The 26,009-nt window shown below is 38.0% G+C and carries 29 protein-coding genes; 22 read left to right on the plus strand and 7 right to left on the minus strand.

Annotation, left to right across the window (positions count from 1 at the left end):
- The first annotated feature begins 22 nt into the window (after nucleotides 1–22).
- The 7 genes from L2716_RS03195 to L2716_RS03225 all read left to right on the plus strand — a co-directional run bounded on the left by L2716_RS03195 (nucleotide 23) and on the right by L2716_RS03225 (nucleotide 7,174).
- Nucleotides 23–1,717 carry a M3 family oligoendopeptidase gene (locus L2716_RS03195; protein ID WP_236331710.1) on the plus strand — a complete coding sequence of 565 codons (1,695 nt, stop codon included), beginning with the start codon at nucleotides 23–25 and terminating at the stop codon, nucleotides 1,715–1,717.
- Between the two features lie 93 nt (nucleotides 1,718–1,810).
- Nucleotides 1,811–2,524: a purine-nucleoside phosphorylase gene (deoD, locus tag L2716_RS03200; RefSeq protein WP_236331712.1), complete on the plus strand. Its 714-nt coding sequence runs from the start codon at nucleotides 1,811–1,813 to the stop codon at nucleotides 2,522–2,524.
- 289 nt (nucleotides 2,525–2,813) lie between these two features.
- Nucleotides 2,814–3,539 carry an ABC transporter ATP-binding protein gene (locus L2716_RS03205; protein ID WP_236337780.1) on the plus strand — a complete coding sequence of 242 codons (726 nt, stop codon included), beginning with the start codon at nucleotides 2,814–2,816 and terminating at the stop codon, nucleotides 3,537–3,539.
- Complete coding sequence (locus tag L2716_RS03210; RefSeq protein ID WP_236331714.1) at nucleotides 3,529–4,548, plus strand: ABC transporter permease; 1,020 nt, start codon at nucleotides 3,529–3,531, stop codon at nucleotides 4,546–4,548. The genes L2716_RS03205 and L2716_RS03210 overlap by 11 nt, the downstream gene beginning before the upstream one ends.
- A 28-nt stretch (nucleotides 4,549–4,576) precedes the next feature.
- The gene (locus L2716_RS03215; RefSeq protein ID WP_236331716.1) at nucleotides 4,577–5,242 is read left to right on the plus strand and encodes a TetR/AcrR family transcriptional regulator; all 666 of its coding nucleotides are present in this window, start codon (nucleotides 4,577–4,579) and stop codon (nucleotides 5,240–5,242) included.
- Nucleotides 5,243–5,284: 42 nt separating this feature from the next.
- A complete protein-coding gene (locus L2716_RS03220; protein WP_236331718.1) occupies nucleotides 5,285–6,037 on the plus strand; it encodes a TspO/MBR family protein in 753 nt (250 codons plus the stop codon).
- Between the two features lie 84 nt (nucleotides 6,038–6,121).
- A complete protein-coding gene (locus L2716_RS03225) occupies nucleotides 6,122–7,174 on the plus strand; it encodes a class I SAM-dependent methyltransferase (protein ID WP_236331720.1) in 1,053 nt (350 codons plus the stop codon).
- Nucleotides 7,175–7,238: 64 nt separating this feature from the next.
- Here L2716_RS03225 and L2716_RS03230 read toward each other — a convergent pair whose 3' ends face one another.
- The 3 genes from L2716_RS03230 to L2716_RS03240 are packed head-to-tail and all read right to left on the minus strand — an operon-like array spanning nucleotide 7,239 to nucleotide 10,943.
- Nucleotides 7,239–8,363, minus strand: a complete 1,125-nt coding sequence (locus L2716_RS03230; RefSeq protein WP_236331722.1) for a Ger(x)C family spore germination protein — start codon at nucleotides 8,361–8,363, stop codon at nucleotides 7,239–7,241.
- Nucleotides 8,360–9,463: a GerAB/ArcD/ProY family transporter gene (locus L2716_RS03235; RefSeq protein WP_236331724.1), complete on the minus strand. Its 1,104-nt coding sequence runs from the start codon at nucleotides 9,461–9,463 to the stop codon at nucleotides 8,360–8,362. Before L2716_RS03235 ends, L2716_RS03230 begins: the two co-directional genes overlap by 4 nt.
- Nucleotides 9,453–10,943, minus strand: coding sequence for a spore germination protein (locus L2716_RS03240; protein ID WP_236331726.1), 1,491 nt, complete (start codon nucleotides 10,941–10,943; stop codon nucleotides 9,453–9,455). Before L2716_RS03240 ends, L2716_RS03235 begins: the two co-directional genes overlap by 11 nt.
- A gap of 188 nt (nucleotides 10,944–11,131) precedes the next feature.
- Here L2716_RS03240 and L2716_RS03245 point away from each other — a divergent pair, with 188 nt between their 5' ends.
- The 5 genes from L2716_RS03245 to L2716_RS03265 all read left to right on the plus strand — a co-directional run bounded on the left by L2716_RS03245 (nucleotide 11,132) and on the right by L2716_RS03265 (nucleotide 15,130).
- Nucleotides 11,132–11,431 carry a metal-sensing transcriptional repressor gene (locus tag L2716_RS03245; protein ID WP_236331728.1) on the plus strand — a complete coding sequence of 100 codons (300 nt, stop codon included), beginning with the start codon at nucleotides 11,132–11,134 and terminating at the stop codon, nucleotides 11,429–11,431.
- A 20-nt stretch (nucleotides 11,432–11,451) separates the two neighbouring features.
- Nucleotides 11,452–13,875, plus strand: coding sequence for a heavy metal translocating P-type ATPase (locus L2716_RS03250; RefSeq protein ID WP_236331731.1), 2,424 nt, complete (start codon nucleotides 11,452–11,454; stop codon nucleotides 13,873–13,875).
- Between the two features lie 24 nt (nucleotides 13,876–13,899).
- Nucleotides 13,900–14,103 (plus strand): copper chaperone CopZ, encoded by a 204-nt coding sequence (gene copZ, locus L2716_RS03255; protein WP_236331733.1) that lies wholly within the window; start codon nucleotides 13,900–13,902, stop codon nucleotides 14,101–14,103.
- A gap of 292 nt (nucleotides 14,104–14,395) precedes the next feature.
- Nucleotides 14,396–14,755 carry a YuzC family spore coat inner layer protein gene (locus tag L2716_RS03260; RefSeq protein ID WP_236331735.1) on the plus strand — a complete coding sequence of 120 codons (360 nt, stop codon included), beginning with the start codon at nucleotides 14,396–14,398 and terminating at the stop codon, nucleotides 14,753–14,755.
- A 159-nt stretch (nucleotides 14,756–14,914) separates the two neighbouring features.
- Entirely contained in the window at nucleotides 14,915–15,130 is a 216-nt protein-coding gene (locus tag L2716_RS03265) for a DUF2188 domain-containing protein (protein ID WP_236331737.1), read from the plus strand.
- An 80-nt stretch (nucleotides 15,131–15,210) separates the two neighbouring features.
- On the opposite strand, the gene L2716_RS03270 is transcribed toward L2716_RS03265, so the two are convergent.
- Together L2716_RS03270 and L2716_RS03275 are read right to left on the minus strand one after the other, a co-directional pair.
- Nucleotides 15,211–15,798, minus strand: coding sequence for a CPBP family intramembrane glutamic endopeptidase (locus tag L2716_RS03270; RefSeq protein ID WP_236331739.1), 588 nt, complete (start codon nucleotides 15,796–15,798; stop codon nucleotides 15,211–15,213).
- Complete coding sequence (locus L2716_RS03275; RefSeq protein WP_236331741.1) at nucleotides 15,791–16,720, minus strand: DMT family transporter; 930 nt, start codon at nucleotides 16,718–16,720, stop codon at nucleotides 15,791–15,793. The genes L2716_RS03270 and L2716_RS03275 overlap by 8 nt, the downstream gene beginning before the upstream one ends.
- Nucleotides 16,721–16,879: 159 nt before the next feature.
- On the opposite strand from L2716_RS03275, the gene L2716_RS03280 reads away from it, so the two are divergent.
- From L2716_RS03280 to L2716_RS18275, 5 genes are all read left to right on the plus strand, one after another.
- The gene (locus L2716_RS03280; protein WP_236331743.1) at nucleotides 16,880–19,222 is read left to right on the plus strand and encodes a putative bifunctional diguanylate cyclase/phosphodiesterase; all 2,343 of its coding nucleotides are present in this window, start codon (nucleotides 16,880–16,882) and stop codon (nucleotides 19,220–19,222) included.
- Between the two features lie 92 nt (nucleotides 19,223–19,314).
- Nucleotides 19,315–19,833: a hypothetical protein gene (locus tag L2716_RS03285; RefSeq protein ID WP_236331745.1), complete on the plus strand. Its 519-nt coding sequence runs from the start codon at nucleotides 19,315–19,317 to the stop codon at nucleotides 19,831–19,833.
- Nucleotides 19,834–19,940: 107 nt separating this feature from the next.
- Entirely contained in the window at nucleotides 19,941–20,213 is a 273-nt protein-coding gene (locus L2716_RS03290; RefSeq protein WP_236331747.1) for a hypothetical protein, read from the plus strand.
- A 187-nt stretch (nucleotides 20,214–20,400) separates the two neighbouring features.
- On the plus strand, nucleotides 20,401–20,607 hold the full coding sequence (locus L2716_RS03295) for a hypothetical protein (protein WP_236331749.1): 207 nt from the start codon (nucleotides 20,401–20,403) through the stop codon (nucleotides 20,605–20,607).
- Nucleotides 20,608–20,622: 15 nt separating this feature from the next.
- The gene (locus L2716_RS18275) at nucleotides 20,623–20,757 is read left to right on the plus strand and encodes a hypothetical protein (protein WP_268963930.1); all 135 of its coding nucleotides are present in this window, start codon (nucleotides 20,623–20,625) and stop codon (nucleotides 20,755–20,757) included.
- 61 nt (nucleotides 20,758–20,818) lie between these two features.
- On the opposite strand, the gene L2716_RS03300 is transcribed toward L2716_RS18275, so the two are convergent.
- On the minus strand, nucleotides 20,819–21,043 hold the full coding sequence (locus L2716_RS03300) for a hypothetical protein (protein ID WP_236331751.1): 225 nt from the start codon (nucleotides 21,041–21,043) through the stop codon (nucleotides 20,819–20,821).
- 165 nt (nucleotides 21,044–21,208) lie between these two features.
- Here L2716_RS03300 and L2716_RS03305 point away from each other — a divergent pair, with 165 nt between their 5' ends.
- Nucleotides 21,209–21,598, plus strand: a complete 390-nt coding sequence (locus L2716_RS03305; RefSeq protein ID WP_408005287.1) for a hypothetical protein — start codon at nucleotides 21,209–21,211, stop codon at nucleotides 21,596–21,598.
- 197 nt (nucleotides 21,599–21,795) lie between these two features.
- Here the strand turns inward: L2716_RS03305 and L2716_RS03310 are convergent, their stop codons facing one another.
- A complete protein-coding gene (locus L2716_RS03310) occupies nucleotides 21,796–22,029 on the minus strand; it encodes an IDEAL domain-containing protein (RefSeq protein ID WP_236331756.1) in 234 nt (77 codons plus the stop codon).
- 188 nt (nucleotides 22,030–22,217) lie between these two features.
- Between L2716_RS03310 and L2716_RS03315 the strand changes: the two genes are divergently transcribed.
- From L2716_RS03315 to L2716_RS03330, 4 genes are all read left to right on the plus strand, one after another.
- On the plus strand, nucleotides 22,218–22,592 hold the full coding sequence (locus L2716_RS03315; RefSeq protein ID WP_236331758.1) for a hypothetical protein: 375 nt from the start codon (nucleotides 22,218–22,220) through the stop codon (nucleotides 22,590–22,592).
- 112 nt (nucleotides 22,593–22,704) lie between these two features.
- On the plus strand, nucleotides 22,705–23,394 hold the full coding sequence (locus L2716_RS03320) for an HAD family hydrolase (protein ID WP_236331760.1): 690 nt from the start codon (nucleotides 22,705–22,707) through the stop codon (nucleotides 23,392–23,394).
- Nucleotides 23,395–23,504: 110 nt separating this feature from the next.
- The gene (locus L2716_RS03325) at nucleotides 23,505–25,319 is read left to right on the plus strand and encodes a GAF domain-containing sensor histidine kinase (protein WP_236331761.1); all 1,815 of its coding nucleotides are present in this window, start codon (nucleotides 23,505–23,507) and stop codon (nucleotides 25,317–25,319) included.
- Nucleotides 25,320–25,336: 17 nt separating this feature from the next.
- Nucleotides 25,337–25,978 (plus strand): response regulator, encoded by a 642-nt coding sequence (locus L2716_RS03330; protein WP_236331763.1) that lies wholly within the window; start codon nucleotides 25,337–25,339, stop codon nucleotides 25,976–25,978.
- Nucleotides 25,979–26,009: the final 31 nt, after the last annotated feature.

Raw genomic sequence — 26,009 nt, forward strand, 5'->3', positions numbered from 1 at the left:
TCAAAGAAAAGGGGATTATTCAATGAAATTTAGTGAATATCAATATGATAGACCTGACCTGAAAAAATTTGAACAAGCTTTCTTGTCATTATTAGAAAAGTTCGAGCAAGCTGAAAGCTATGATCAACAAAGTGATGCCTTAAAAGGAATTGTGGAAGAACGGAATCATTTTGAGACGATGATGACGATCTGTTCCATCCGCCATTCAATTGATACGAATGATCAGTTTTATAAAGAGGAGAATGATTTCTTTGATGAGCACTCTCCCTTATATGAAGGGTTCGTTTCGAAGTTCTACAAACGACTTGTTGACTCGAAATATAGAAATCAACTTGAAGAAGAATGGGGACCTCAACTATTTAGGATTGCCGAGCTATCCTTGAAAACATTCTCTGATGAAATTGTTGAAGATTTGAAAAAAGAAAATAAATTATCTACGGAGTACACGAAATTGATCGCTAGCGCGAAAATTCAATTCGATGGTAAGGAAAGGACTCTACCTCAACTCGCTCCGTTTGTTCAATCGAAGGATCGAAAAACTCGGAAGGAAGCTACAGAAGCAAGGTATGGTTTTTTAGAAGACAATGAAGAAAAATTCGATGCAATATATGACAATCTAGTTAAAGTTCGGACAGACATTGCCAAAAAGTTAGGTTACCGAAATTTTGTTGAACTAGGTTATGACCGGATGGTCCGCTCTGACTATACAGCTAAAGAAGTACGTGGATTTCGAGACCAAGTAAAAGAATATATTGTACCGATTTCACAAAAGCTTTACGAACGACAAAGAGAGCGTATTGGCGTTGAGACCTTGACTTATTACGATATTCCGTATAGTTTTAAATCGGGTAATCCGACACCAAAAGGCGATCCTGAATGGATTATTAACCATGGGAAGCGTATGTATAAGGAGTTATCTCCAGAGACGAATGAGTTCTTCCAATATATGTTTGACAATGAACTAATGGATCTTGTGAGTAAGCAAGGCAAGCAATCGGGCGGGTATTGTACATATATCAGCAATTATCAATCTCCGTTTATATTCTCGAATTTCGTAGGAACTTCACATGATATTGATGTTCTAACGCATGAAGCGGGACATGCTTTCCAAGTATACTCTAGTCGCCATCTATCCGTACCAGAATACACAATACCTACTTATGAAGCAGCAGAGATTCACTCCATGAGTATGGAATTCTTCACATGGCCTTGGATGGAGTACTTCTTTGAAGAAGATACGGAAAAATATAAGTTCAGTCATTTAAGCTCTGCGCTTAACTTTATACCATACGGTGTAGCTGTTGATGAGTTTCAGCACTATGTCTATGAAACACCTGAAGCAACACCGGCAGAGAGAAAGCAGGCTTGGAGAAGGATTGAGAAAAAGTACTTACCTCATCGCACATATGAGGAGAATGCTTACTTAGAACGCGGTGGTTTCTGGCATCAACAAAGCCACATCTTCCGCTCACCTTTTTATTACATTGATTATACTTTAGCTCAAATCTGTGCATTCCAGTTCTGGGAAAAGGCGAACCAAGACCGGTCACAAGCATGGGAAGACTATTTACAGCTATGTAAACAAGGTGGTAGCAAATCCTTTACCGAGCTCGTACAATTTGCCAATTTACAATCACCATTCACTGAAAACTGTGTTCAATCTGTAATAGCAGATATTGAAGGTTGGTTGAATCAGGTGGATGATCAAAAGCTTTGATCCCAAATGTTAAGATTACAACAACGCCAAACAGGGTACCTTATTTAACAGAGTTTACACCATGGATTTATAACACTTAGGAGGAATGAATGTATGAGTATTCATATAGGTGCAAAAGAAGGAGAAATAGCAGAAACGATTTTATTACCAGGAGATCCATTACGAGCACAATATATTGCAGAAACGTTTCTAGAAGACGTTACATGTTATAACGAAGTGCGAGGTATGCTTGGATTCACTGGTACTTATAAGGGGCAACGCATTTCTGTGCAAGGGACAGGTATGGGGATTCCCTCCATTTCCATTTATGCTCAGGAATTGATTGAGCAATATGGCGTGAAGAATCTAATTCGTGTAGGTACATGTGGTGCTTTCCAAAAGGATGTTAAAGTGCGTGACGTAATCATTGCAATGTCAGCATCTACAGATTCTTCATCTAATCGTCATCGTTTCGGTGGCATCGACTTTGCTCCGACAGCGAACTTCAATTTACTCCACCGTGCATATGGTAAAGCGGTAGAACGCGGTCTTGAAGTGAAGGTAGGTAACGTCTTCACAAGTGATACGTTCTATAACGATACGATGGATCTTGCGAAGCAATTGGCAGATTATCAAGTGCTCGCTGTGGAAATGGAAACGTCAGCACTATACACATTAGCGAACAAATTCGGTGTTAATGCACTATCTGTTTTAACAGTAAGTGACCATGTATTTACTGGTGAAACGACATCATCTGAAGAAAGACAAATTACTTTTAATGAGATGATTGAAGTCGCCCTCGATACAGCAGTAGAACAAACTCAATAAGCGAATTAGAGTGAAAAGCATCCGGGTGGGAATCCGGGTGCTTTTTTTGCGTTTGTAATACGGGTATATTTTACTAAAATGATCAGATAATCGAATGAAATGATCAGATTATCATGTGAAATGGTCAGATTAACCAGAGAATGACGAGAAAACGCAGTGAATAGATGATTAAAAGCACTCAAATCAGTGAAGTAAGAAGGAATATGAAAAGGAAATGAAGAATATTATAAAAGTGAGTGATTACTCACTTTATTTTAATCTTACCGTAGAGAGGTGAGCGCATATGAAAATGGTTATTCAGATTACGGATTTAACGAAAGCTTTTGGAAAAACGACAGTCATTCAAAAGACTTCTCTCTCCATAGAAAAAGGGGAGATTTTTGGGATGCTCGGTCCTTCAGGGGCTGGCAAAACGACTCTTGTCAAAATGATCGCTGGTATTGAAAAGCCTTCAAGTGGTGAAATGGTCATTTTTGATCAAAAAATGCCTTCAGCTGAACCGATTCAGAAGATTGGATACATGGCACAGACAGATGGTTTGTATCATGATCTGACAGGGGAAGAAAATCTCAGCTTTTTCTCTGCAATGTATCATTTGAAAGGGAAAAAGAGGCAAGAGCGGATTAGTCATGTTCTTAGCCTAGTTAATTTAACCGAACACAAAAGAAAGCTTGTGCGCAATTATTCTGGTGGTATGATGCGGAGGTTATCACTTGCCGTAGCGTTACTTCATGAACCCGATTTAATCGTTTTAGATGAGCCGACAGTTGGCATTGATCCAGTACTTAGACAATCTATTTGGGAAGAGCTATATAAGTTAAAGGAGATGGGTATGACCATACTCGTAACAACACATGTAATGGATGAGGCGGAAAAGTGTGACCGTTTAGCGATGATGCGTGAAGGCTCAATTATTGCTGTAGGGAGTCCAGCCGAATTGAAAAAAGAAACTGAAACAGAAACGATCGAGCAGGCATTTTTACATTATGGAGGAGGTGTGCAGCATGCGCATTAAAGCATTGACCATTCGGATCATTAAGCAGTTCTTTCATGATAAACGAACGTTAGCGATGATGCTTGTTGCCCCTTTACTCATTTTGACGATTATTTCGCTCGTATTTAATGGTGAAGATGTGGTACCTGCTATTGGTGGTGAAAATCTGCCAAGTCCGGTTATCGAAAAATTAAAAGAAGCGGATATTGATTATAAAGAGGTAAGTGAGATTAAAGCTGAATCGGAGTTTCGATCTGGTGAACTGGATGGTTGGGTGACGTTAAAAGATCAGCAACTTCGGATCATTCTTGAAGGTAGTGATCCTGGAATGAACCAGCGAATTCTTGCAACCGTAAAGAACGTACTACAACCATCAGGTCAAGGGAAGGTTGAACCTGAGATTGAGTATTATTATGGTGATGAGGATATGACGAGCTTTGATAACTTCGGTCCCGTGTTAATAGGATTCTTTGCATTTTTCTTCGTCTTCTTAATTGCTGGCGTATCATTCTTGAGAGAGCGGACCGGTGGGACGCTTGAACGATTAATGGCAAGTCCAGTGAAAAAGTCAGAAGTCGTCATTGGATATTTGCTTGGCTTTGGATTCTTTACGGTTATACAATCAATACTCATCGTATTTTATTCCATTTATGTATTGGATCTTCTCATGATTGGTGATTTCCTATGGGTTGTAGTGATCACCTTGCTATGTGCATTTACCGCATTATCACTTGGGACTCTCTTATCTGCATACGCACAGAACGAACTACAAATGATTCAATTCATTCCAATTGTTGTCGTTCCTCAAGTCTTCTTTTCTGGACTTTTCGATTTAGATTCTATATCAAATTGGGTTAGTTGGATCGGTCCGATCACCCCATTGTATTATGCTGCCGAGGCTTTAAGAGATGTTATGATTAGAGGGTTAGGTTTTGAGGATATTGCGTTTGAATTAATGGTCTTACTTGGATTCTCACTTTTCTTTTCAATCGCAAATATTTTCGCATTAAGAAAATATAGAAGCTTCTAAAACATCGTAACCTAAAGGAGTCAACACAATGGAATTCAATGAGTGGGCAAATGAGTTTTTTCAGATAATGGATGATGAGAAAATGACAGAAAAACAAAAGAAGATTTTGCTTTCTTCTATTGAAGTCTTTGCAGAAAAAGGATATTCAGGCTCATCTACATCTGAAATTGCAAAAAAAGCAGGAGTTGCGGAAGGAACAATATTCAGACACTATAAAACGAAAAAGGATCTATTATTATCAATTGTAGCTCCTGTTATGGCAAAGTTCATGGCGCCATTTATTATTAAAGACTTACACAAGATCTTTGACCAAGAGTTTGACACTTATGAGGGATTTCTTCGTGAACTATTTCTGAATCGAATTGAGTTTATTCAAAAACATATTGCAGTTGTAAAAATAATGCTTCAAGAAATTCCATTTCACCCAGAGTTAAAGCAACAGTTTTCTGAAACCGTACTTCAACATGTAAAAGAAAAACTGACCGGTATCATTGTTCATTTTCAAGAAAAAGGGGAATTAGTGGAATTACCACCAATCTCAATCATACGATTTACTGCCTCCTCAGTGTTTGGGTTTCTAGTTGGACGGTTCATTCTATTTCCGGAAAATGAGTGGGATGATGAACAAGTTATTGAAGAAACGATCCAGATGATTTTGTATGGTGTCCATCGTTCTGAGAAAATAGAAGAATAAAATGCTGTATATTGAGGTATGTATGAGATAGAGGTGAAAGTAATGAATAAAAAAGTGATCGTACTCTACATGCTTTCTGTCCTATCGTACATTTTGATGGTAGGCATCAACGCATATGCTAATATCTTACCTTTAAATGGACAGACAACCGGAGAAATTTCTGATCGGTTCAACGTATTGTTTACCCCTGCAGGGTATGTGTTTTCAATCTGGTCTGTCATTTATGTTTTGTTGGCTGTATGGCTAATCTATCTACTTTTTCCCAAAAGCGTTAATCACAATGTCTTTCAAAAAACAGGAATATGGTTTGTAGTCAGTTCATTGTTAAATGCAGCTTGGATTGTCCTTTGGCATTATGAATATTTCAATTGGACGCTGGTCGTCATGGTGGGATTGTTATTATCTCTTATTATTCTTTACTCGTTCATACAACGGTCATCTGGCAAGAGATTGTTGGATCGACTGCCGTTTTCTATCTATCTGGGATGGGTCTCGGTTGCAACCATCGTCAATACAGGAGTCGTTCTAGAACACAATCAGTGGAAGGGGTGGGGGTTATCTGATGTCTCATGGACTTTGGTACTTCTTTTTGCTGGAACGATGTTGGCCATTGTTTTCTCGTGGAAAAATGATGATCTCGCATTCCCGCTCGTATTTATCTGGGCATATATTGGGATTGCAGTAAAGCAGCAAGAGTATCCTTCCATTCAATACACTGCCATTGGAATGGCGGTCGTTATAGGGGCGTTGTTCATTTATACCTTAAATGTCCGAAGACGAAACAAACTGTTATAGTCTGAAAATTCGAAAAACCATTTGACGATATACTCCGTCTATGCAATAGTTGATTTAATACGCTAAATGGACGGAGGAAAGCTCATGAGTATTGAAATGATGCATAAGCCTGAGAAAGCCCCATTTGATGAGAGTAACTTTGAATTTACAAATCTTCTACCAAGCTACCGAATTGATTTAAGGAATCCGAGAAATGAAATGCCTGACAAATTTTTCAATGCTAATTTGGTTAGTGATTGGTCCCAATTGTCTTGGAAAGATGTCGGAAAACCATATGAAGTGAAAACCATGTCAGTTGACCTTCGCAATTGGGAAAGAGAGCATGAGCAGAAGATGCCCGTCAAAACGTCTTGGGAATATTTCAATCGATCCTTTCATGAGTGGTTTATAAAAGATGTACCAAAAGAACGCTCAGCAGCGAAAGAGCAGCTTTTTCTAAACATGAAACAATTTAACATGAACGAAGTAAAGACGAGCATTGGAGAATTGATGCGACTTTCTTTATGGAATTATGCCCATCGAGTAGAGGATGGTATTTGGGACCCGAGAGGCAAAAGGGCACTGTTTGAAGGTCTTGATGTAAAGAAGCCGAATATCTTGTTCCTCGGGGCTGCTGAAGGGTATGAGGCAATGCAGTTACATGCCATGTATCCGGGCGGCCAAGTTGTAATGGTAGACTACGATGAGTTCTGTAAAACGAACCGTTTTGCAGAATTTCCTGACACCTATCCATTCTTAGGTACGAACGAACAAACCGGCAGTCCGCGTGTTTGGTATAAAAAACAAATGAATATCGATTACGTCGTTGATGATATTCGGAACCTCAAATACGGTAAAGAGTTCGACATCGTCATGAGTGTCGGCTTACTAGAACATGTGCCAGATGCTTATAAAGAGGAGATATTAGATTTTCATAGGCGATTTTTGAAACCTGGAGGATATGTCATTATGACAACGCCTAGGAACCAGTGGAAATCTCGCATGTATTACCGAGTTATGTCAGATGTAATGAACCATACGTACCGGGAATTGATGGACATACGCCAAATGGGGCTATACGTCTATCAATCAGGATTTGATATTATGAGACACGGATATATGAAAGTACATAACGGCATAGTGGCAAAACAACGATAATAAGTAAAAATAGCCAAGTCCATCAATAATATTGAAGGACTTGGCTTCTTTATGGTTGTGGTTGCTAATTAATAATTCCAGTATTCGTTATTTTGACATTCACATTGTTTACTCGAATTGGAATATTAGGATACTCTTTTCGCCAATCTAATTTCTTCCACGTTTCAGGATGATAAGCGATTAATTCCCGACCAACTCCTACAACATCACTGTTTGCAGCCTGCATCTTTTTTATCATTTTGTTCATATCCTTTTCCAAGGTTTTTGATAGTCTAGTCTCTAACATTTTGATTTCTTTACTACTTGTTAAGTTGTCGGAAGGATATTCAACCACACTTATCTTTAAATTGATATCAAAAGAAACTTCTACAGATCCAGTTTTATCTGTGATGACCTTCATTTTACTTTTACTCTTTCCTACGTTCACAGTTACAAAGTTTTCGAGATCATGTTCTTTATCTTCATGTATTTTCCTGACTAACCGAGTAACCTTGTTCGTTTTATTCATTAAAATCAACAATAGGGTAGATTCTTTTGAGTTGAGGGTTCCAGTCATTTTATCATCTTGAAAGAGAGCCAGACCCCTTATTTTCACTTCTTCATTTTCTTCGTTCAATTGCAGATAAGGGATTACAGGATCCTTTCCAGGATCAAAAAACAATGGACAGATGGACTGAATATCGATCTTTGGGACGATTGTATTTTGCTCAGCACTAGTGATTAATTCTTCAAGATATTCTGCAATTAATGTATTACCCTTTCTCATTAATTGCAAGTAATCTTCTGCATCCCCGATAGTGATTGCAATCCGAGAGTTCAAGGAACTTGAAGGTTCCCGATAAAAAATGTCGAGTAGGGGATATAACCCAGACTGTCCGAGCTCTTCACTATATAAAAAAAGTCTATTCTTCGCTGCAGTAAAGTTACCAGAAAGCTTACGATCAATATTCATCCGTATGTTCCGAATGGTGCGACCATCTGCTGAAACGAATTCGTTTCGTGGCGTACCACCACCTGATTCTCCTCCAGCAACAAAGCCCCGTATAATGGCTGATCCACGTACTTTACCGTTTTCACCTTTGTCAAAAGCTGCAGCATAAACAATACGAGAATCTTTAATAAGTTGCTGATCCCAACAACCTGTTAAGAGAAACAAGGGTAAAATGAGCCCTAAAAGGATACGTTTCATTTCGACGCCCTCCAAGCTGAGAATCTTGATTTCAATGTTGAGATTGCAAGTAAAATAATCGGGATTCCTGCAATAAATATATAACTTATATAACCGACATAGGTGCCAATTTTATCAATTTCAAATTTTGTTTGTGGAATTAATGCTGCAAAAAATGCAAACGCCGAAATGATGTAAACTGAATTTTTATGTTCTTTCTGTTTTAATAAATAAGCTAATCCTTTCGAGGCGAACAACAAATAACTAATGAGTGAGGTAGCAACAATGACAATCCAAATTGAGATGAAAAGTAAGTCGATTCGTTCAACGATCCTAAATGTTATTGCCTTTAACATATAAAGGACTGGTTGAGGGACTAATTCTATCTCTTTCGGCGAGAAAACTACATAACTGACCAACGTCAAAATGACATAAATAAGTGTAGTGACACCATTTGCTAGGCTGACGGACTTTAATATTGTAATGTCTTCTGCTTCAACATACTTAGAAAGAAATAGCAACATTTCAAAACCGAGCATAGAGATTAATACAGAATGAGCACCTAATAGAATATTATACAAACCAGCCTGTCCAATCGGGAATAAATAGCGAGTTTCAGCAACATCAGGAAATGAGATGAACGTCAAGATGATGAGCACTGGAATCATAACAGATACGAAGAGGTAGAAGCGAGCTATGATCCTGACTCTTTCTTTTGCTAAGTAAATACTAGCAATTACCATCATCAACATGACTGCCCATCTTGGAGTATTCGGAAGTACCCAGAGCTTAAGAATACCTTGATATAAAAGATAAATCAGCGTGCAGACAATGGTTCCATAAATAACATATAGAATGTTGATTAATTTACCGAAATAGGGTCCTACTACTTTTTCAGCAATGCTAAAAATCGTCTCCCCTGGATATTTACGAATTAATAACCATAGAGTAAGGATTAAAATTTGAACCACCAGACCAGCAACGATTACAGAAATCCATCCATCACTCTTGGAAGTCTGATGGACCGCGAAAGGAAGACCGAGAACTCCAACACCAATTTGTGTTTGAAGAATCATATAAAACAATTGATATTTTGTTATGGATTCTGCCTTATTTTTCATCCTTTTTCCATCCTCTTGATGGCCATACCTGCTGATAATGTTGAGGTTTTGGATCCATCGGTCGAGTATTCATCATCCAACGGGGCAACCGGAATATTGTATCTTTTAAGTCATTCATGTGGAAAGGTGCAAACGGAGCAAAATATGGATGACCAAATGGCTCGATTTTGCACATATGAATAAGCAGAATCATAAGTCCAAAAACAATACCTACAAACCCAAACAAAGCTGCCATGATCATAAGTGGAAAACCTAATATACGTACGGTTGTCGTCATTTCATTAGAAGGGACCACAAATGAAGCGATACCGGTAATGGCAACGACAATCAGCATGACATTGGAAATTAAGTTAGCTTGAACAACAGCAGTTCCAATTACGAGTCCTCCAACGATACCGATTGTTTGGGAAATAGGACTCGGAAGCCGGACAGAAGCTTCTTTCAATAACTCCAGTGTCAGTTGCATGATAAACGCTTCTAATAATGGAGGGAACGGTATGAATTCCAAAGAGTTTTTCACTGAAAATACAAGCTCAATCGGTATGACTTCAAAATTGAACGAGACTAATGCGATATACACTGCAGGTAAACCAATGGCAATCAAAAAACTGAACAAACGAATGGCTCTTAAGAATGTACCTACAATCCAACGGCTATTGTAATCGTCTGGGGATTGATAAAAAGAGAAAAAGGTGACAGGTAAAATGATCGCGGTCGGACTGCCTTCCATTAATAAAACGATTCTCCCTTCCATAAGGTTGGCCGTGGCTCTATCAGGTCGCTCGGTATTCAACACTTGTGGAAATGGAGATAGTGGGTAATCCTCAATGAATTCTTCAATATATCCAGGCGTTTGAATGGCATCTGTGTCAATGTAATTCAATCTTTCTTCTATGGTTTTCACTAATTCAGGATCCGCCAAATCTTTCATATACATAAGAGCTAATTTCGAATTTGTCGCCTTACCTAAAGTTATGTACTTCAAATATAGGTTTGGGTTTTCAATTCGTTTACGAAGTAAATAAATATTCGTCTGTAAACTTTCTATAAATCCTTCATGAGAGCCACGAATCACATACTCATTAGTTGGTTCAGATATGTTTCTGAAGTGAATGGCAAAAACATTACCTAAGTAGGCATGATCTTGCCCTTCCCCGATGATAGCGCACTGTCCTTCAATTAACCCTCGTACGACTTTTGTTAAATCCGTTGTGTAATTGACCTGTGTTACATTTATGACCTCAGGAATTTCTCCAGATTTATTTTCATGTAAAGGTCTAATGACAAACTCATCCATTTTCTTCTTATCAACTAAGGATGCAATAAATACAATCAAGTGTTTCTTATCGTTGAATGTGATGGTCCTTGTTTCAAAATCCCCAGAATGAAAGAGAGCATTCTTAATATAGTCTAGGTTTTCTTCTAGACTTGGAAAAAAAGTTTGTGTAGTTGTGTGGAATTCAGTTTGATAAGAATTCATTTTCTTCTTTTTAATCGGTTTAGGAGACCTTCTTCCCCTCATATGAATCCACTCCGCTCAAAAGTATACTCAACATTAAACTTCCCACTATTGCTAAAAGTATCCAAGAGTATGTATGCAAAATAATTGCAATAAATACTATAGGGGGGTATAGTAATACTATCAAAAGAATTCAAGAGGTGATAGGTATGCCAGAACATGATTCACCGATCATACCTAGGTCGGAAGATGAAAAGATAAAAGTATTGAACAGATTGAAACGAATCGAAGGTCAAGTAAGAGGAATAGAAAAAATGGTAGAGGACGACCGGTATTGTATGGATGTACTCGTACAAATATCAGCAGTCAACTCTGCTTTAAAGCAGGTAGGCTTCTCTTTAATGGAGCGTCACACAAATACGTGTGTAAAGCATGCAATCGAATCAGGGAACGGTGACGATCACATCGATGAGCTCATGAAAATCATGAGACAGTTTTCAAAGTCATAATCGAAAGAAGGGTGTAAAAAATGAGTCAAGCACAACCTTTAACGAATGAGACGAGAGAAGAGACACTTCCGATTTCAGGAATGACGTGCGCGGCTTGCTCAACTCGAATTGAGAAAGTACTGAACAAAATGGATGGCGTTGAAGCTGCGGTTAACTTGACTACTGAAAAAGCGAAAGTCAGGTTTGATGAAACGAAAGTCTCAACAGGTGACCTTATCGATAAGATTCAAAAGCTGGGATATGATGTTCCTTCTGAAACGATAAAAGTTGATATTGAAGGAATGACATGTGCAGCGTGTTCCAATCGAATTGAAAAAGTTGTCGGTAAAATGAATGGCGTTACGAGAGCCACCGTTAACTTGACGACTGAAGTAGGAACTGTTGAGTATAAACCTGGCCTTGTTTCAATCGATCACATACTTGAGAAGATTGATAAGTTAGGATACTCGGCTAAGGTAAAAGAGGATGGAGGCTCAAAGCAGGTCTCTAAGGATCGAGAATTAAAGCAAAAGCAACGCACATTACTGTTTTCAATTCTGTTATCCTTACCATTGTTGTATACAATGCTAGGGCACATGCCATTTGAAACAGGCATTACGGTTCCACACTTTTTGATGAATCCTTGGATACAATTGCTTCTAGCGACACCTGTCCAATTTTACATCGGGGGTCCATTTTATGTCGGAGCATACAGAGCTTTAGCTAACAAAAGCGCAAATATGGATGTCCTTGTCGCACTAGGTACTTCCGCAGCGTACTTTTACAGTTTAGTTGAATCCCTACGGACGCTCTGGCAGCCGGGATATGAACCTCAATTGTATTTTGAAACAAGTGCAATACTCATTACGTTGATCTTACTTGGTAAGTACTTTGAATTTTTGGCAAAGGGAAGAACGACCCTCGCATTGAAATCTTTGTTGAATTTACAAGCAAAGGAAGCGACGATCTTAGTTGAAGGTCAAGAGAAGAAGATTCCTGTTGATCAAGTGGAAGTTGGAAATCACATCATTGTTAAGCCGGGTGAAAAAATCCCAGTTGATGGGCTTGTGGTCAAAGGGCAGTCGTCTGTTGATGAGTCCATGATTACAGGTGAATCAATTCCAATCGAAAAAGCAGTAGATGATCAAGTCATCGGATCTACGATTAATAAAAATGGCTCATTAACAGTCGAAGCAACTAAGGTCGGCAAGGATACCGCACTGGCAGGTATTATTAAGATTGTTGAAGAAGCTCAAGGTTCGAAAGCGCCAATTCAACGAATGGCTGACATCATTTCAGGAATTTTCGTTCCAATCGTAGTTGGAATCAGCGTTTTGGTGTTCCTCATATGGTTCTTTATTGCTGCACCAGGAGAACTGCCGACAGCCCTTGAAGCATCGATTGCAGTTCTTGTCATAGCTTGTCCTTGTGCATTAGGTCTTGCAACACCAACTTCCATAATGGTCGGGACTGGGAAGGGAGCAGAACGTGGCATTCTCTTTAAAGGAGGAGAATTTCTCGAAGGTACGCACAAAATTGATACGGTATTACTTGATAAGACGGGTACAATCACAAAAGGAAAGCCTGAAGTAACCGATTGGATTCCGCTCGTGGAAGAGGATCAATTATTAAGCTATTTGATCTCAGCTGAGCGTGGATCTGAACACCCGTTAGCAAATGCGATCGTCGCATACGGTGAAGAAAAGGAAATCGAATATAAAGAAACAGATCATTTTGAAGCTGTCCCTGGTCACGGGGTTAAAGCGACGATAAATAATGAGAACATATTAGTAGGAACTCGTAAATTAATGGAGCAGCATTCAATTTCTACTTCTGAAAAAGAAACGCAAATTTCGGCATTAGAGTCAGAAGGGAAAACCGTTATGCTAGTTGGAATGAACGGTACTTTAGCTGGACTTATAGCCGTTGCGGACACCGTTAAAGAGACCTCTAAAGAAGCGATTCACCAACTGAAGCAAATGGGAATCGATGTGTACATGGTAACAGGTGATAACATACGTACGGCACAAGCTATTGCTGATCAGATTGAATTGGAAGGCGTTTTTGCTGAAGTTCTACCAGAGGATAAGTCAGATAAAGTGAAGCAACTACAAGATGAAGGTAAGCGTGTGATGATGGTTGGGGATGGCATAAACGATGCGCCAGCCTTAGCACTGGCTGATATTGGAGTTGCAATTGGGACTGGTACAGATGTTGCTATTGAGACGGCTGATGTCACCTTAGTGGGAGGAGATTTGCAGCTACTCAGTAAAGCGATTTTGTTAAGTCAAAAAACTATGAAGAACATTCGTCAGAATCTGTTCTGGGCATTGTTTTATAACTCTGCGGGAATCCCGATTGCTGCACTCGGCCTCCTTGCACCTTGGGTCGCTGGAGCGGCAATGGCATTCAGCTCCGTATCTGTCGTTAGTAACTCCCTTCGATTGAAGAGAGTGAAATTATAAACAATCATATGAGGAGGAATTATCATGGAAAAAACACTACAAGTTGAAGGAATGACATGTAATCACTGCAAATCAGCGGTTACAAACGCTTTGAAGGAGTTAGATGGTGTGAAAGAGGTTACTGTAAACCTTGAAAAAGGGGAAGCATCAGTTGTATATGAAGAAGGTACAGTGAATGAATCAGACATGAAAAATGCAGTTGAAGATCAAGGATACGACGTTAAATAGTAGTGTGAGGGGATACCCGGGGCCAAAGTGCTCCGGGTATTTTTTATGCTCGGATATGTATGATAGGTCCATCTGTGAGTGGTACCATCTTACTAAAATGGCGAGAATAATGTTGGAAATGTCGAGATTGATACGGGAAATGTCGAGATTAAACTGGGAAATGTCAAGATTAGGTTAAAGATTGGCAAGGCGAGATGAATAACAATTTTGCGCTCGCACCAGTCAAAATGCAATTGAAACGTGTACAACCTTTTCAGAATAGAGTGTTGTAGAAGAGAAGGTAGGGATTGAAATGAATTATTCAAAATGGAAGGGATACTCAGGCTGGGGGGAGTGGTATCCTAGATGGCCATCACCTATGGAGACAGATCCAGATGATGTGACCCAAATGATGTTTTCCGCGAAAAGCTTCATCACTCCAACTGAAGAGCTACTCTCATTACTGAAAACGATTACAACGGATCAAAACTTTGCTCATAGATTGAAAAAAGCAGCAGAATTAAATCAAAATGAGCAAGTCAAATTGTTAATCAAAGAAAAAGGCGTATTCACAGACTTCAATGTTGCAGTAAACCCAAGTGGCATCCGGATTGAATTCAAACCTGATCATGTCGAAGCGTGTTTTTATATTACATTTTCCCTTTGTTGGTAAAATCGAACTTTCTACCTTGGCAACCTTTCATAATTGGGAAAATCCACGAAAATATACACGGTTATTGTGCATGAAAATCGCATAACTTTCCCAATACAAAGGACTCCTGAGCTGTGATAGGATAAAAGTACCTTAAATAAACGAAAAGGATGTGGGAATATGTCTAGAATGATTGTTACCGTAAAAAGAGGGAAGAAATGGGCCAATATTTTAGACGGTAATTACCGATCCTCGAGTACTCATCTTACCCAGCAGGATGCCATTGAGGTGGCGAAGAATCGTGCACAACAAAAGGGTTACGAGCATGTCATTTATCGTAAAGATGGGACCATTCGTGAAGTCAACAAGTACTTACCGCTAACGATTCAAAAGTAGCAACATAGGTCTTATTAACTGCACATAATCATAGTAAAAAGGGATTGGCGACTGCCAATCCCTTTTTGTGTGTTGTCAATCTAGAGCAATGGAAAAAGAACGAATAATAGTAAGTCGAAAATGAGATGAGAAACTAAAGGAACGATCATGTTCTTCGTGTATTCATATAGAATAGCCCATACGAAGCCAGCAAGTAGAGCTGCAAGGACAAGTAATAGACTGCCTGATGCAAGATGTGCTAATGCGTAAAGCCCGACAGATATCCATATGCGCTTCATAACAGATCCAGAAATCTTCTTCTGAACATATCCTCTCCAAAACCATTCTTCTGCTGGGATAATTAATATAAACACTAGGACAGTCTGCCACGTCGTTTCAGGTTTAATCAAACCATATAATTGAGTCAGTTCCTCAAACATTGAGGGCATAAGGTTCACAACCATGATCTTACCTATCGCAAATAGTAGATAGATTGCAACACCACTTACCACCGCAATCACTAGCAATTTATTAGAAGGCTTAAAAACCTTGGGTTTCCCTTTCAAGCTTGCAACTATTAATAAACTACCTTGAACAAGAGGAAATAGAACCCAAAAATATGCATCAGACTGAAATGCAAATGCTAATAGAATAATCGCGATAACCGTGTGTGTAATCCATTTATTCATGGTGGTGTAAACCTTTGGCGGGATTCGCTATAACTTGTTGACTTTGTTTATTTCTTGGTCTTTTTAAGAATAGATAAATACCTATTAAAATTATCAAACCACCTACCAATTGCTCCGCTCGAATGAACTCATCTAACAGGAAATAAGCGAGAATAGATGCGCCAATTGGTTCACCTAAAATGCTCATTGAAATGACGGTCGTGCTAACATGCTTCAAAGCCCAATTAAAAATTGTGTGCCCTAGGAGGGTAGGGAACAATGCAAGTAAAATAAAATACACCCAGTCTTGACCAGGGTAAGGTCCAAGCTTATATCCTAAACTTAAGCTATAGATCAAGAGGGTACAAGTAGCCATCCCATAAACAATAAATGTATAGGTCATGAGATGAAGTCGTTTCCTTACATTTTGTCCAAATAAATAGTACACGGTAACGGCAATTGCGCCGAGTAAGGCTAATAAATCCCCAAACAAAGCCATTCCACTAATTTGAAAATCTCCCCAACTAATGAGAATGCTACCGCCTATTGCTAATGAACCTCCTAAAATAGCTTTTAGGGTCAGCTTCTCACTAAAAAAGATATAAGTCCCAATAAAAGCAAAGATCGGTTGCAAAGCCACTAGTACGACAGAGCTGGCGACAGAGGTGTAATTCAAAGACTCAAACCAAAGGATAAAATGAAAGGCCAAGAAAACTCCAGCAAATAGGCAAAATACTAGATCTCTTCGTTCAATCTTTATAAAGTCACGCCTGAAATAGATTAGGATGAAAGGCGTCATTAGGAGTGTAGTAAATAATAATCGGTACCCTGCGATAATAGGTGCAGGTGCAGAAGAAAGCTTTACGAGAACAGCAGATGTAGAGACTGATAAAACACCTATACAAATTGCTAGGTATGGATTAATGATTGGATCTTTTTTCAATGAGTACCTCCTAGTTCAGCCAAAATGATAATTGTAGTTTATCACGGTCAGATACGAAGCGGAATACAAATTTAAATGTGATTAATCGAGATAACTAAACTTCTAGTCGATATATGTCGATATAACTAGATATAAGCTCAGAGCTGGGGGCAACGATTTATGAAATTGACTTGGATGAATCGATTAATATATTTATTATTTATTTCACTATTTATTACATTATCAATAAATCCAAATGGTGTGGCATCCTTCGGATATTTCATCATAATCATATTTGGAGTAATAATCCTATTCAGTATAGGTTTGTTATACAAAGGATGGAAAGAAAGTACTAATTTGAAACGGACGCTATCCATTTATACAGCTGCTAGTATTATGACAGTGGCGATAGCAGAATTCATACGATACTTTGCACACGTTGATGGAGGATTTTTTAAAGTTTTTCCGGATGCATTGTGGATTGTTCATATTTTACTATTGTCAGTAGGATTGGCGATTGTCATCAAGAGGGTGCGATCGAATTTCCAAATAAGCTATCTATTACTTGATCTACATATTTCAATTACCGTCTTTGGATCGATCTGGTTTGTCACGTATCAAAATTTCGATAAAAACCATTTACTTTCATTTGAGATGGTCTATCCACTTGGCGCTTTATATGTGCTTTTCATAATGGCAACGCTGTTACTCATCAATGACAAACCGATTAAGAGAAACGTATTAAACAGTCTTTTGTTAGGTTTATCTATTTGCATGTTTTCAAGTGTCCTACTCATGATTGATTCGTTAGACGGTGTTCTATATCGTGGTAAATACTTAATCCTAGATGGACTAGGGTTATATACGATTGCTGCGGCATTTGTTAGGAAACAATCTAACATTCAAAAGCGCTGGAAGAGATCTATGACAATCAGTTATTCACATTGGGAGATCATCCGGCCAATCATTCAATATACGGGCGTTTTGGTGCTCTTATACGAATACATATTTTATTTTCGAGACAGCAACATTTTATTCATAGGTCTAGTCATTACTGTTGTACTTGTCATCTGTCGTGATTTAATCACCATTGTCCAAAATCAATCGTTGGTTAGGAGATTGAAGATTTTCAATCAACAGTTGGAAAAGAAGATCGGTGAAAGGACAAAAGAGTTGACTAACTCACACCGAGATTTAGAGCATGCATTTGAACAAATTGAGTATGTTTCAAGGCATGATACATTCAGCCAATTGCCGAATAGAAGGTTTCTTGAACAGATGATCGAACGAAAGATACAACAAAACCAATCGATTGTGTCACTCATTATTATCGATGTCAATCGATTAAAGCATATCAATGATACTGTAGGTCATGCAGTAGGAGACTTGCTTTTACTAGAACTCATTAAACGAATACAACTAAAAATTCCTCGAAATGCTTTTCTTGCACGGCATGGTGGAGATGAGTTCGCAATTGTTATTGATGGACTCAAACAAAGCTATGAAGTGGAACAATTAACCGAACAATTATTAGAAACGGTCGAATCCCCATTCCACATTCAAGGGAAAGAATTGTCCATTACGATTAGCATTGGTGTTTCAATTTATCCAAATCATTCTAAGTCCGTGGAAGACATGATGAAACATGCAGACTTAGCCATGTACAAAGCGAAGGAAGAACAGCAAAACAAAGTTGTTTTCTACTCGCCTGATATGAATGAAGAACTTGTTGGACGAATGGAATTATTAAATGAGCTACATAATGCGGTAAAAAGAAATGAATTTGTCGTCAATTATCAACCACAGTTTCATATCGGTCATAGCCAACTATCCGGAGTAGAAGCACTCGTACGTTGGAATCATCCTACTCGTGGTTATGTTTCGCCTGGTGAGTTTATTCCACTAGCAGAAGAGTTTGACTTAATTGTTCAAATTGATGGCATTGTTTTAGAGACAGCGATAGCACAATTTATGGAATGGAAGAAAAGAGGCATTGCACCACCACGACTCAGTGTAAACTTATGTCCACAGCAATTTGAAAAAGGAGATCTAAGCAGCAAACTTAAGCGTCTTTTCGAACAATATCAGTTCCCACCGCACCGGTTAATACTTGAAATTACAGAAAGTGTTGCGATGAAAGACGAGAAGTTTCTCACTTCTCAATTACAAGAAGTTTCCTCTATGGGTGTACAAATTTCAATTGATGATTTTGGAACCGGGTATTCTTCACTTAGCTATGTTAAGAACTACCCATTAAACCAATTGAAAATTGCAAGACCATTTATAACAGATGTTCCGAGGAGTAACAAAGATATAGCTATGGTAAAAGCCATTATTGATTTGTCACATCACTTTAATTTGAACGTGGTAGTTGAAGGTGTGGAAACAGTTGAGCAACTCAATTTTCTTAAATCTGTTCAATGCGAAGAAGTACAAGGATTTTATTACTCAAAACCACTTCATTCAACCGAATTAGAAAAGAAATATTTGTTGCAACACCAGCAAGAAAGATTAAATGCCTAACTGAAATAGGAGGATCGACTAAGATATGTCAATCCTTCTATTTTCATTTAACGTTAATGGTATACTTAAGCTATTAGAGGGAGGGACCACTAATGGAATGGTTGAATCTAATTTTCACATTTATTATATCGTTATTTATTTTGTTCTCACTCTTATTTATTGGTAGGACGTATCAGCTAAACCGTAAATTGAACGGAATATTTCGATTAACCAATTGTGGTGATTCAGGTCAAATATTTATAATTCGTACATTACAAATGGTACTCATTATATTTTTCCCTTTATTCGTTTTATTTGATGAATTACCAAATTTACCGAGTGTGCTTTATCTAGTCATGCACTTAGCTTTGTTTATTACTCAAATTTATTCTACGATCCATATTACAATAGGTACGGAAGGGTTCCGAGTTGGTGTAATTGCATATGAATGGAAAGATGTTGATCGATGTGATATTTTATCTGGCTTACATGAAGATAATCACCTCTATCCATCTGGAGGCGTTGCACGTATTATTATAGGCGAAAAGATTTACCGAGCAGAATTGAAAAAGACACAAATTGATGAAGTAGCTTCTTTTATGGGAAAATATGTCGAAACAGAGAGTCATTGACAAATATATTTCAATTGCATGAAAATTTCAAAATATCTAAAAATACCCTTCCATATTGAGTGTAATCTGATACAATAGAGTCAATCCAAAATAGGAGGGAAGCAAGTTTGGAAAAAATAAAACTAGGTCAACCTCCCAACTGTCACAAGGTTTCTTTCGATGGAAAGTCATTTAAGATCAAAGGATTAAATGATGTTGTCGTCCCAGTATCTCAAACAGAAACTGCACAGATTGATATTCTCAACGATGAGACAGGTAATTTAAAACTTGTCGGAAAAGACACTATTTTGGCTCAACTGGAATTACCCCTCCGATACTGTGAAGTAGGTCAAGGTTGGGTCTTAGACAAATTGTCTAAGAAGAAAAGAAAGTCAGGTTAATATCAGAACGGAATCAAGCGCGGCTGGCCCATTGGGTCAGCCTTTTATTGTGGAACAATACATTCAACCAGCTGCAGAATTAATAAATTGTATGGATTTGCCCTTTTACGTAAAGGATAAGGATATGTGCGTGAAAATATGAAACCTTTAGCGTTTTAGTATGGGAGTAAATAAAGGAGTGAGTGAAATGGGATTCAATACTGATAAAAAGGGTAAAAAACAAGAGCTTATGTCCGATTCGGCTCTCAATCCTGGTTATGAATCTAGTTCATTGTTAAATACGATTGCGACGTCAGGAAACTCAGTTGTTTCTTCACATGAAGATGATAGAGGCTTATCAGACAAAGATGAAATAATTGAAAAAGAATTGAACCAACATAATGTAAATGAATAAGGAGTTGAACCTTTAATGATGAACGAAGAATTTCATGTTGCCAACTTATCAGATGAAACGTTGGATAAGATTAAGGACCTTGAGAGGGATTTAATGAAGGATAAAGACGACAGTATTATATTGATCGCTTACGAAAAAGACCAAGTTTAGTGCCTGATAACCACAATGAACGTATCCACCAAGTGGACATGCACATTGTGGTCATAATCGTTCAATTATGCTTAAGAGGTATTTTCAATTCGGTGTTTGTATTATAAGAGATATCCATGCAATACTGACATGTTGTGTAGGACTTACCGATTAACGTTTGAATGTAGTCATCGTCAGTCGAATCTTCTCTGTGTGAATTATCAAAGCAAGGGAGTAGGCAATCATCACCGACAAATGAAGAATAATGAATGGTTTTCGTTTCATGATGAATAATATATTTTGACAAAATATCCCTCCTAAGGGAACTTTCTCATATATATAATTTTCGTATCATTTTGAAATTTTCAGGGGCACTTTATAAATTGTCTATAAAAATGAATTAGGCGTTCGCCTAGCACTCCTATGATTTATCTTTCATATGATAGTCTGAAACCCATATGGAAGGGGGAGTGTGTCTTTGAACAATCGGCAAAATAATCCACTTTCTTCAATGTTGCAAAATATTTTAGGAGGTGGGGGGCAACAGAAGGGACCACCAACAGGTCCGCCGTTTCCGAATGGAGGGGGAGGACCTCCAGGACCACCACCCAAGTTTACACCTAATCAATCACCTTCATCACTACAGGCAAGTCCAAATGCGGGTACCTACGCAGTAGATCCAGGAGCTCTTAGACCCTGTGTGGGGAAGTATGTATACATTTGGCTCAAAGGCGGTTATTCATTCTGGGCATGGCTTACATTTGTAGGTAGAAGATCGGTAGCTGGATATCGCTGGACAGGATATAGATGGGTGTATTTCGGAATTGATCGAAGGCAAATCGTATCATTTGTCTGTTATTAAGAAAAATACTGACCAAAATAGGATGAGAAAGTGTATTTTCTCCTTTGAGAAATACCGCTACCCCTTCACTTGGTCAGTTTTTTCTTATGGTCAATCATAAGATTCGTACCATCTTCATTGACAAAGAATGATTGTGACTCACATAACAGTTATTGAACAGTAAAAGGAGCTGACTTAGAGTCGGCTCCTTTAAAGCATTAATTATTCTGGTATTTCTTAAACTGTTCGGACAGTTCTACAAAGGACTTATAATCATTACGTTCCAAGGCAATGTCAATTTTCGCTGACAGCTTCTCTCTTTGGTGTTCAAACAGTGACTCGTCGAGGATCAGTTGGGCGGCAAGGGCGACAAAAAACTGTTCGGCTCTCTTTTGTCTTTGTTGAGCCTGCTCTTTCATCTTTGCTTGAAATGATGATGTATGTTTGTTCATGAGGATTCCTCCCAAACCCTTTTATTTATTATCTAAGATATGCAAGACGTTGTCAATTAGTTTTCAGAATATTACATAAATTTATTTTTTTGATAGATTGGTTCTAAGCTAAGTATTGCTGAAGAGAATAATTCCCTACAACATGTTCACAATATAAGTAAAATTAGGTGATCGGAGGTTGTAATTTGATGGAACAACATCACTATTATGTGACTTTGCAAGCTGGGATTAGTAATGCGGAAGTACGTAGTAATAAAGGGGAGTCTAGTTATGATTTTGAGATCATGGCGAATGAGAATGAAGCAGCGTTACTAAGAGACTTGCTGGAAGAAGCAAATAATGCTGACAGAATTGGATATGTCCATTCACATTTCTTCTCGAATGTAATAGATGCTGCGGATCGAGATAACATGATTTATGATCGACTTTTAAATGAAATTTATTTGACGATATACGATTTAGGAACATCAAGAACGAAGAAAGACATAGAGGAAATGGGAATCTTAGAAAAATTGAAAGAAGTAAAACCAAGTCATAATCCTACAGACCCGAACTTACACTAAAATACAATACAAACCGGAATCCTGCCAACTGTGTGGCAGGATTCTTTCCGATTGCCTCAAAATTTATGTTCTTTTCATGTATACTAAGGACTAAGTAGAGAGGGGTATACGTTTGATTAAAGCTGTATTATTTGATTTAGATGGCACACTCTTTAATCGTACAGAATCATTAAGACATTTCATTAAAGAACAGTATCGTAGATGGGATCATCAAATCACAAACGTAAATATGGATCAGTATATGTCTGATTTTCTTAAGTTTGATGAGAACGGTTACGTCCATAAAGAAAGTGTTTATCTCCAGTTGATTCAAAAATATAATCTGACCGATGAACTTAAGCTTACATTATATAATGATTATCAAGAAAAGTTTCATGATCATTGTGTAGCTATGGATGGCATGGATGAGATGTTTGCCTACTTGAAAAATAAGGACATCCAATTGGGAATCATCACGAATGGTGAAACTGTATTTCAGACAAAGACAATCCAAGCATTAAGCTTGGAGGACCACTTTCAAACTATTTTAATATCCGAAAACGAAGGCATTCGCAAGCCATCAGAAGCCATCTTTACAAAATGCTTACATCAGTTAAAGGTGAGCCCTAAGGAAGCGATTTATGTAGGCGATCATCCAGAAAATGATATTCAAGCTGCAGCAAGGATTGGCTTTACCACGATATGGATTGAAAATGGTTGCTATGATGAGCCTTCGATTGCAGATTTTAAAGTGAAAGATTTGTCACATGTACCAATGATACTAGAACAGATTAATAGGAGGAATACCGTTGAGAATGAGTAATAAATGGCTTGCCATCATCTTGATTTTATCAGGATTCATATTTGGATTTGGATATTGGATTTCAAAAGGCTTGCTTGGATGATTCAGGAAAGATGTAAGGAGTACATAAAATGGATGTTTCACTAATAAACCGACGAGAGCGCTTCATGAACATAACCATAATGGCGCTCATTTGTATAGGGTGGGGTGTAATTATTTATAGTACACTTCACCTAGAGGATTTTACTGGAGACATTTGGACGCTTGTCCTTTTAAGTGCTTTTCTACTATGGACCGAGCTGTATCCAATTCCGGTTTGGAAAGGCATTACGTCCTTCAGCTTTCCATTGATCTATACAATCGTTCTTCTTTATGGAATATGGTACGGTCTAATAATTTTGACAAGTATCAGCTTAGTCGTAAACCTTATCAAGAAAAGGAAACAACAGATTGTTTGGTTTAACCCGGCACAGCTTGCAATTGCACTTATCGCAGCATATTTAAGTACAAATCAACTACTAATTGTTACAGGATGGACTGATTCAACCGTAGTTGGATTTTATTATGTTCATTTATGTCTATTTACTTTCGTCTTTTATTTAATGAATAATCTCTTAATTGATTTTGTATTGTGGCTACGTCCTCAAAAATATGCTTGGAAAGATTGGAAACAGAAAACGATTCAAGAAACGATTATCGTACTAATATCGATATGCTACTTGGCTGTTATGTTCGCGCTAGGGAATCAGAATCGCGGAGTTGTGGATGTCTTTTCATATCTATTTTTCTTTTCACCACTAGTTGCAGCATCTGTTTTAAGTGCTGTGATCAGCAAGCAACATAGGGAAAAGCAAAGGTTGAAAGCATTAGTGCAATTGACGAAGGAACTAAATCGAACACTCCCCTCTGCTAAATGGGCAGTTTCTCTCGACGAACGACTCGATGAATTTATTCAAACGGATGCTACTCTTTTTATTATGAAAGACGTAGAGGAGAACTGGAACGTCATTCTACAAAACGGCGGAGTTATTAAAGGGATTGAGAAGGTATTTACAGGTGAATGGATCCAATTAGCAGATGAGTCTATTCGATATGCCTCACGTAAACAAATTCCTGATGATTTAGCAACTTATTTATACAAATCCATTCGGTCAGTCATCATTACACCGTTACGAGTAGAAGAAGATACGGTAGGAATTTTACTTGTGGGCAGTGAGCAGAATCAAATTTATCAAACAACTGATATTCAGTTTCTATCTACCCTTGCTAACCAACTTGCAGTGATAATAAAAACGAAAATGCTATTCTCAGAAAGAGAAAAACGCATATTACTTGAAGAAAGAAATCGTATTGCTCGGGAGATCCATGATGGTATAGCACAGACACTTGCAGGTGCTGTCATGAACTTAGAATCATCTAAACGAGTTTCAGAACAGCATGAAAAAACATCACTTGTTAATGAAAGTATAGATAAATTACGAGGCAGTCTTAGTGAGGTTCGTGAATCGATCTATGCACTAAGACCTTCACCTACCGAAAAGTTTGGTGTAGAAGAAGCAGTCAAGGCGAAGTGTGAAGACATACTTAAAGCGTACAGTATTCCGGTTATGGTAAAAATTGTTGGCGCTCGGAAAGATTTGTCTCCTCATATAGAACAAAATGTTTACGAAATAGTATCTGAAGCGTTACAAAATGCAGCCAAGCATTCTAATGCTTCAAATGTCTTTGTCACATTCAGATATTGTAAGGGAAACCTTGTCGTACGAGTTAAAGATAATGGACGTGGTTTCCGTCTTTATGAAGCACTTCTGAAAGCGAACATCGATGCGCATTATGGTATCCTTAATATGAACGAACTCGCCGAACAAATTGATGCTTCATTTAAGATCAATAGTTCAGAACGATATGGCACTGTAATACTAATGATTGTGCCATTATCAAAGTAGGGTAGGGGAGAATCATTATGATAAAAGTATTGCTAATAGATGATCACGCAATTCTAAGAGACGGTCTAAAAAATATTATCGCTGTTGAAGAAGATATAGCAGTCGTAGGTGAACTGATCTCTGGAAGTGATGTGTTAGAAACGATTGAAACGACGGATCCGAATGTGATTTTGATGGACATTAATTTGCCTGATGAAAATGGGATTGAACTTACGGCGCAAGTGAAAAGTCATTATCCAGATTGTAAAGTACTCATCCTAACGATGTATAAACACGATGAATACTTTATGTCTGCATTGAAAGCAGGTGCAGATGGATATATTTTAAAGGATGCACCTGCTGAAGAGGTAATCGAAGCGATTCATGAAGTTGCTGAAGGTAATTCCATCCTACATCCTAGTATGGCAAAGAAATTAGTCGATTATCATCAAAAGAAGAATCAAGTGAATCAAAATGCAAAGGATCTGACAGATCGCGAAAAGGATGTACTAATTTGCCTCGTAGAAGGGTTAAGTAATAAACAAATCGCTGAAAGACTTTTTATTAGTGACAAAACTGTAAAAATTCACGTGAGTAATATCTTTAAAAAATTGGGTGTGAAAAGTCGCTCTCAAGCCATTATCTTCGCAGTCCAAAACCAAATCGTACCACTTCCTTAAAGGGGAATGACCCGGATAAAAGCTTAATTTA

Origin of the sequence: Pseudalkalibacillus berkeleyi (assembly GCF_021608225.1) — a bacterium.
GTDB classification, from domain to species: Bacteria; Bacillota; Bacilli; order Bacillales; family Fictibacillaceae; genus Pseudalkalibacillus; species Pseudalkalibacillus berkeleyi.

What these genes read in the sequence shown, in the direction of transcription:
- L2716_RS03215 (WP_236331716.1), top strand. Translation starts at nt 4,577, where the DNA reads ATGGAATTCAATGAGTGGGCAAATGAGTTTTTTCAGATAATGGATGAT.
- copZ (WP_236331733.1), top strand. Translation starts at nt 13,900, where the DNA reads ATGGAAAAAACACTACAAGTTGAAGGAATGACATGTAATCACTGCAAA.
- L2716_RS03315 (WP_236331758.1), top strand. Translation starts at nt 22,218, where the DNA reads ATGGAACAACATCACTATTATGTGACTTTGCAAGCTGGGATTAGTAAT.
- L2716_RS03285 (WP_236331745.1), top strand. Translation starts at nt 19,315, where the DNA reads ATGGAATGGTTGAATCTAATTTTCACATTTATTATATCGTTATTTATT.
- L2716_RS03325 (WP_236331761.1), top strand. Translation starts at nt 23,505, where the DNA reads ATGGATGTTTCACTAATAAACCGACGAGAGCGCTTCATGAACATAACC.
- L2716_RS03265 (WP_236331737.1), top strand. Translation starts at nt 14,915, where the DNA reads ATGTCTAGAATGATTGTTACCGTAAAAAGAGGGAAGAAATGGGCCAAT.
- L2716_RS03270 (WP_236331739.1), bottom strand. Translation starts at nt 15,798, where the DNA reads ATGAATAAATGGATTACACACACGGTTATCGCGATTATTCTATTAGCA.
- deoD (WP_236331712.1), top strand. Translation starts at nt 1,811, where the DNA reads ATGAGTATTCATATAGGTGCAAAAGAAGGAGAAATAGCAGAAACGATT.
- L2716_RS03330 (WP_236331763.1), top strand. Translation starts at nt 25,337, where the DNA reads ATGATAAAAGTATTGCTAATAGATGATCACGCAATTCTAAGAGACGGT.
- L2716_RS03245 (WP_236331728.1), top strand. Translation starts at nt 11,132, where the DNA reads ATGCCAGAACATGATTCACCGATCATACCTAGGTCGGAAGATGAAAAG.
- L2716_RS03260 (WP_236331735.1), top strand. Translation starts at nt 14,396, where the DNA reads ATGAATTATTCAAAATGGAAGGGATACTCAGGCTGGGGGGAGTGGTAT.
- L2716_RS03205 (WP_236337780.1), top strand. Translation starts at nt 2,814, where the DNA reads ATGGTTATTCAGATTACGGATTTAACGAAAGCTTTTGGAAAAACGACA.
- L2716_RS03250 (WP_236331731.1), top strand. Translation starts at nt 11,452, where the DNA reads ATGAGTCAAGCACAACCTTTAACGAATGAGACGAGAGAAGAGACACTT.
- L2716_RS03230 (WP_236331722.1), bottom strand. Translation starts at nt 8,363, where the DNA reads ATGAAACGTATCCTTTTAGGGCTCATTTTACCCTTGTTTCTCTTAACA.
- L2716_RS18275 (WP_268963930.1), top strand. Translation starts at nt 20,623, where the DNA reads ATGATGAACGAAGAATTTCATGTTGCCAACTTATCAGATGAAACGTTG.
- L2716_RS03220 (WP_236331718.1), top strand. Translation starts at nt 5,285, where the DNA reads ATGAATAAAAAAGTGATCGTACTCTACATGCTTTCTGTCCTATCGTAC.
- L2716_RS03235 (WP_236331724.1), bottom strand. Translation starts at nt 9,463, where the DNA reads ATGAAAAATAAGGCAGAATCCATAACAAAATATCAATTGTTTTATATG.
- L2716_RS03310 (WP_236331756.1), bottom strand. Translation starts at nt 22,029, where the DNA reads ATGAACAAACATACATCATCATTTCAAGCAAAGATGAAAGAGCAGGCT.
- L2716_RS03195 (WP_236331710.1), top strand. Translation starts at nt 23, where the DNA reads ATGAAATTTAGTGAATATCAATATGATAGACCTGACCTGAAAAAATTT.
- L2716_RS03280 (WP_236331743.1), top strand. Translation starts at nt 16,880, where the DNA reads ATGAAATTGACTTGGATGAATCGATTAATATATTTATTATTTATTTCA.
- L2716_RS03225 (WP_236331720.1), top strand. Translation starts at nt 6,122, where the DNA reads ATGAGTATTGAAATGATGCATAAGCCTGAGAAAGCCCCATTTGATGAG.
- L2716_RS03295 (WP_236331749.1), top strand. Translation starts at nt 20,401, where the DNA reads ATGGGATTCAATACTGATAAAAAGGGTAAAAAACAAGAGCTTATGTCC.
- L2716_RS03210 (WP_236331714.1), top strand. Translation starts at nt 3,529, where the DNA reads ATGCGCATTAAAGCATTGACCATTCGGATCATTAAGCAGTTCTTTCAT.
- L2716_RS03240 (WP_236331726.1), bottom strand. Translation starts at nt 10,943, where the DNA reads ATGAATTCTTATCAAACTGAATTCCACACAACTACACAAACTTTTTTT.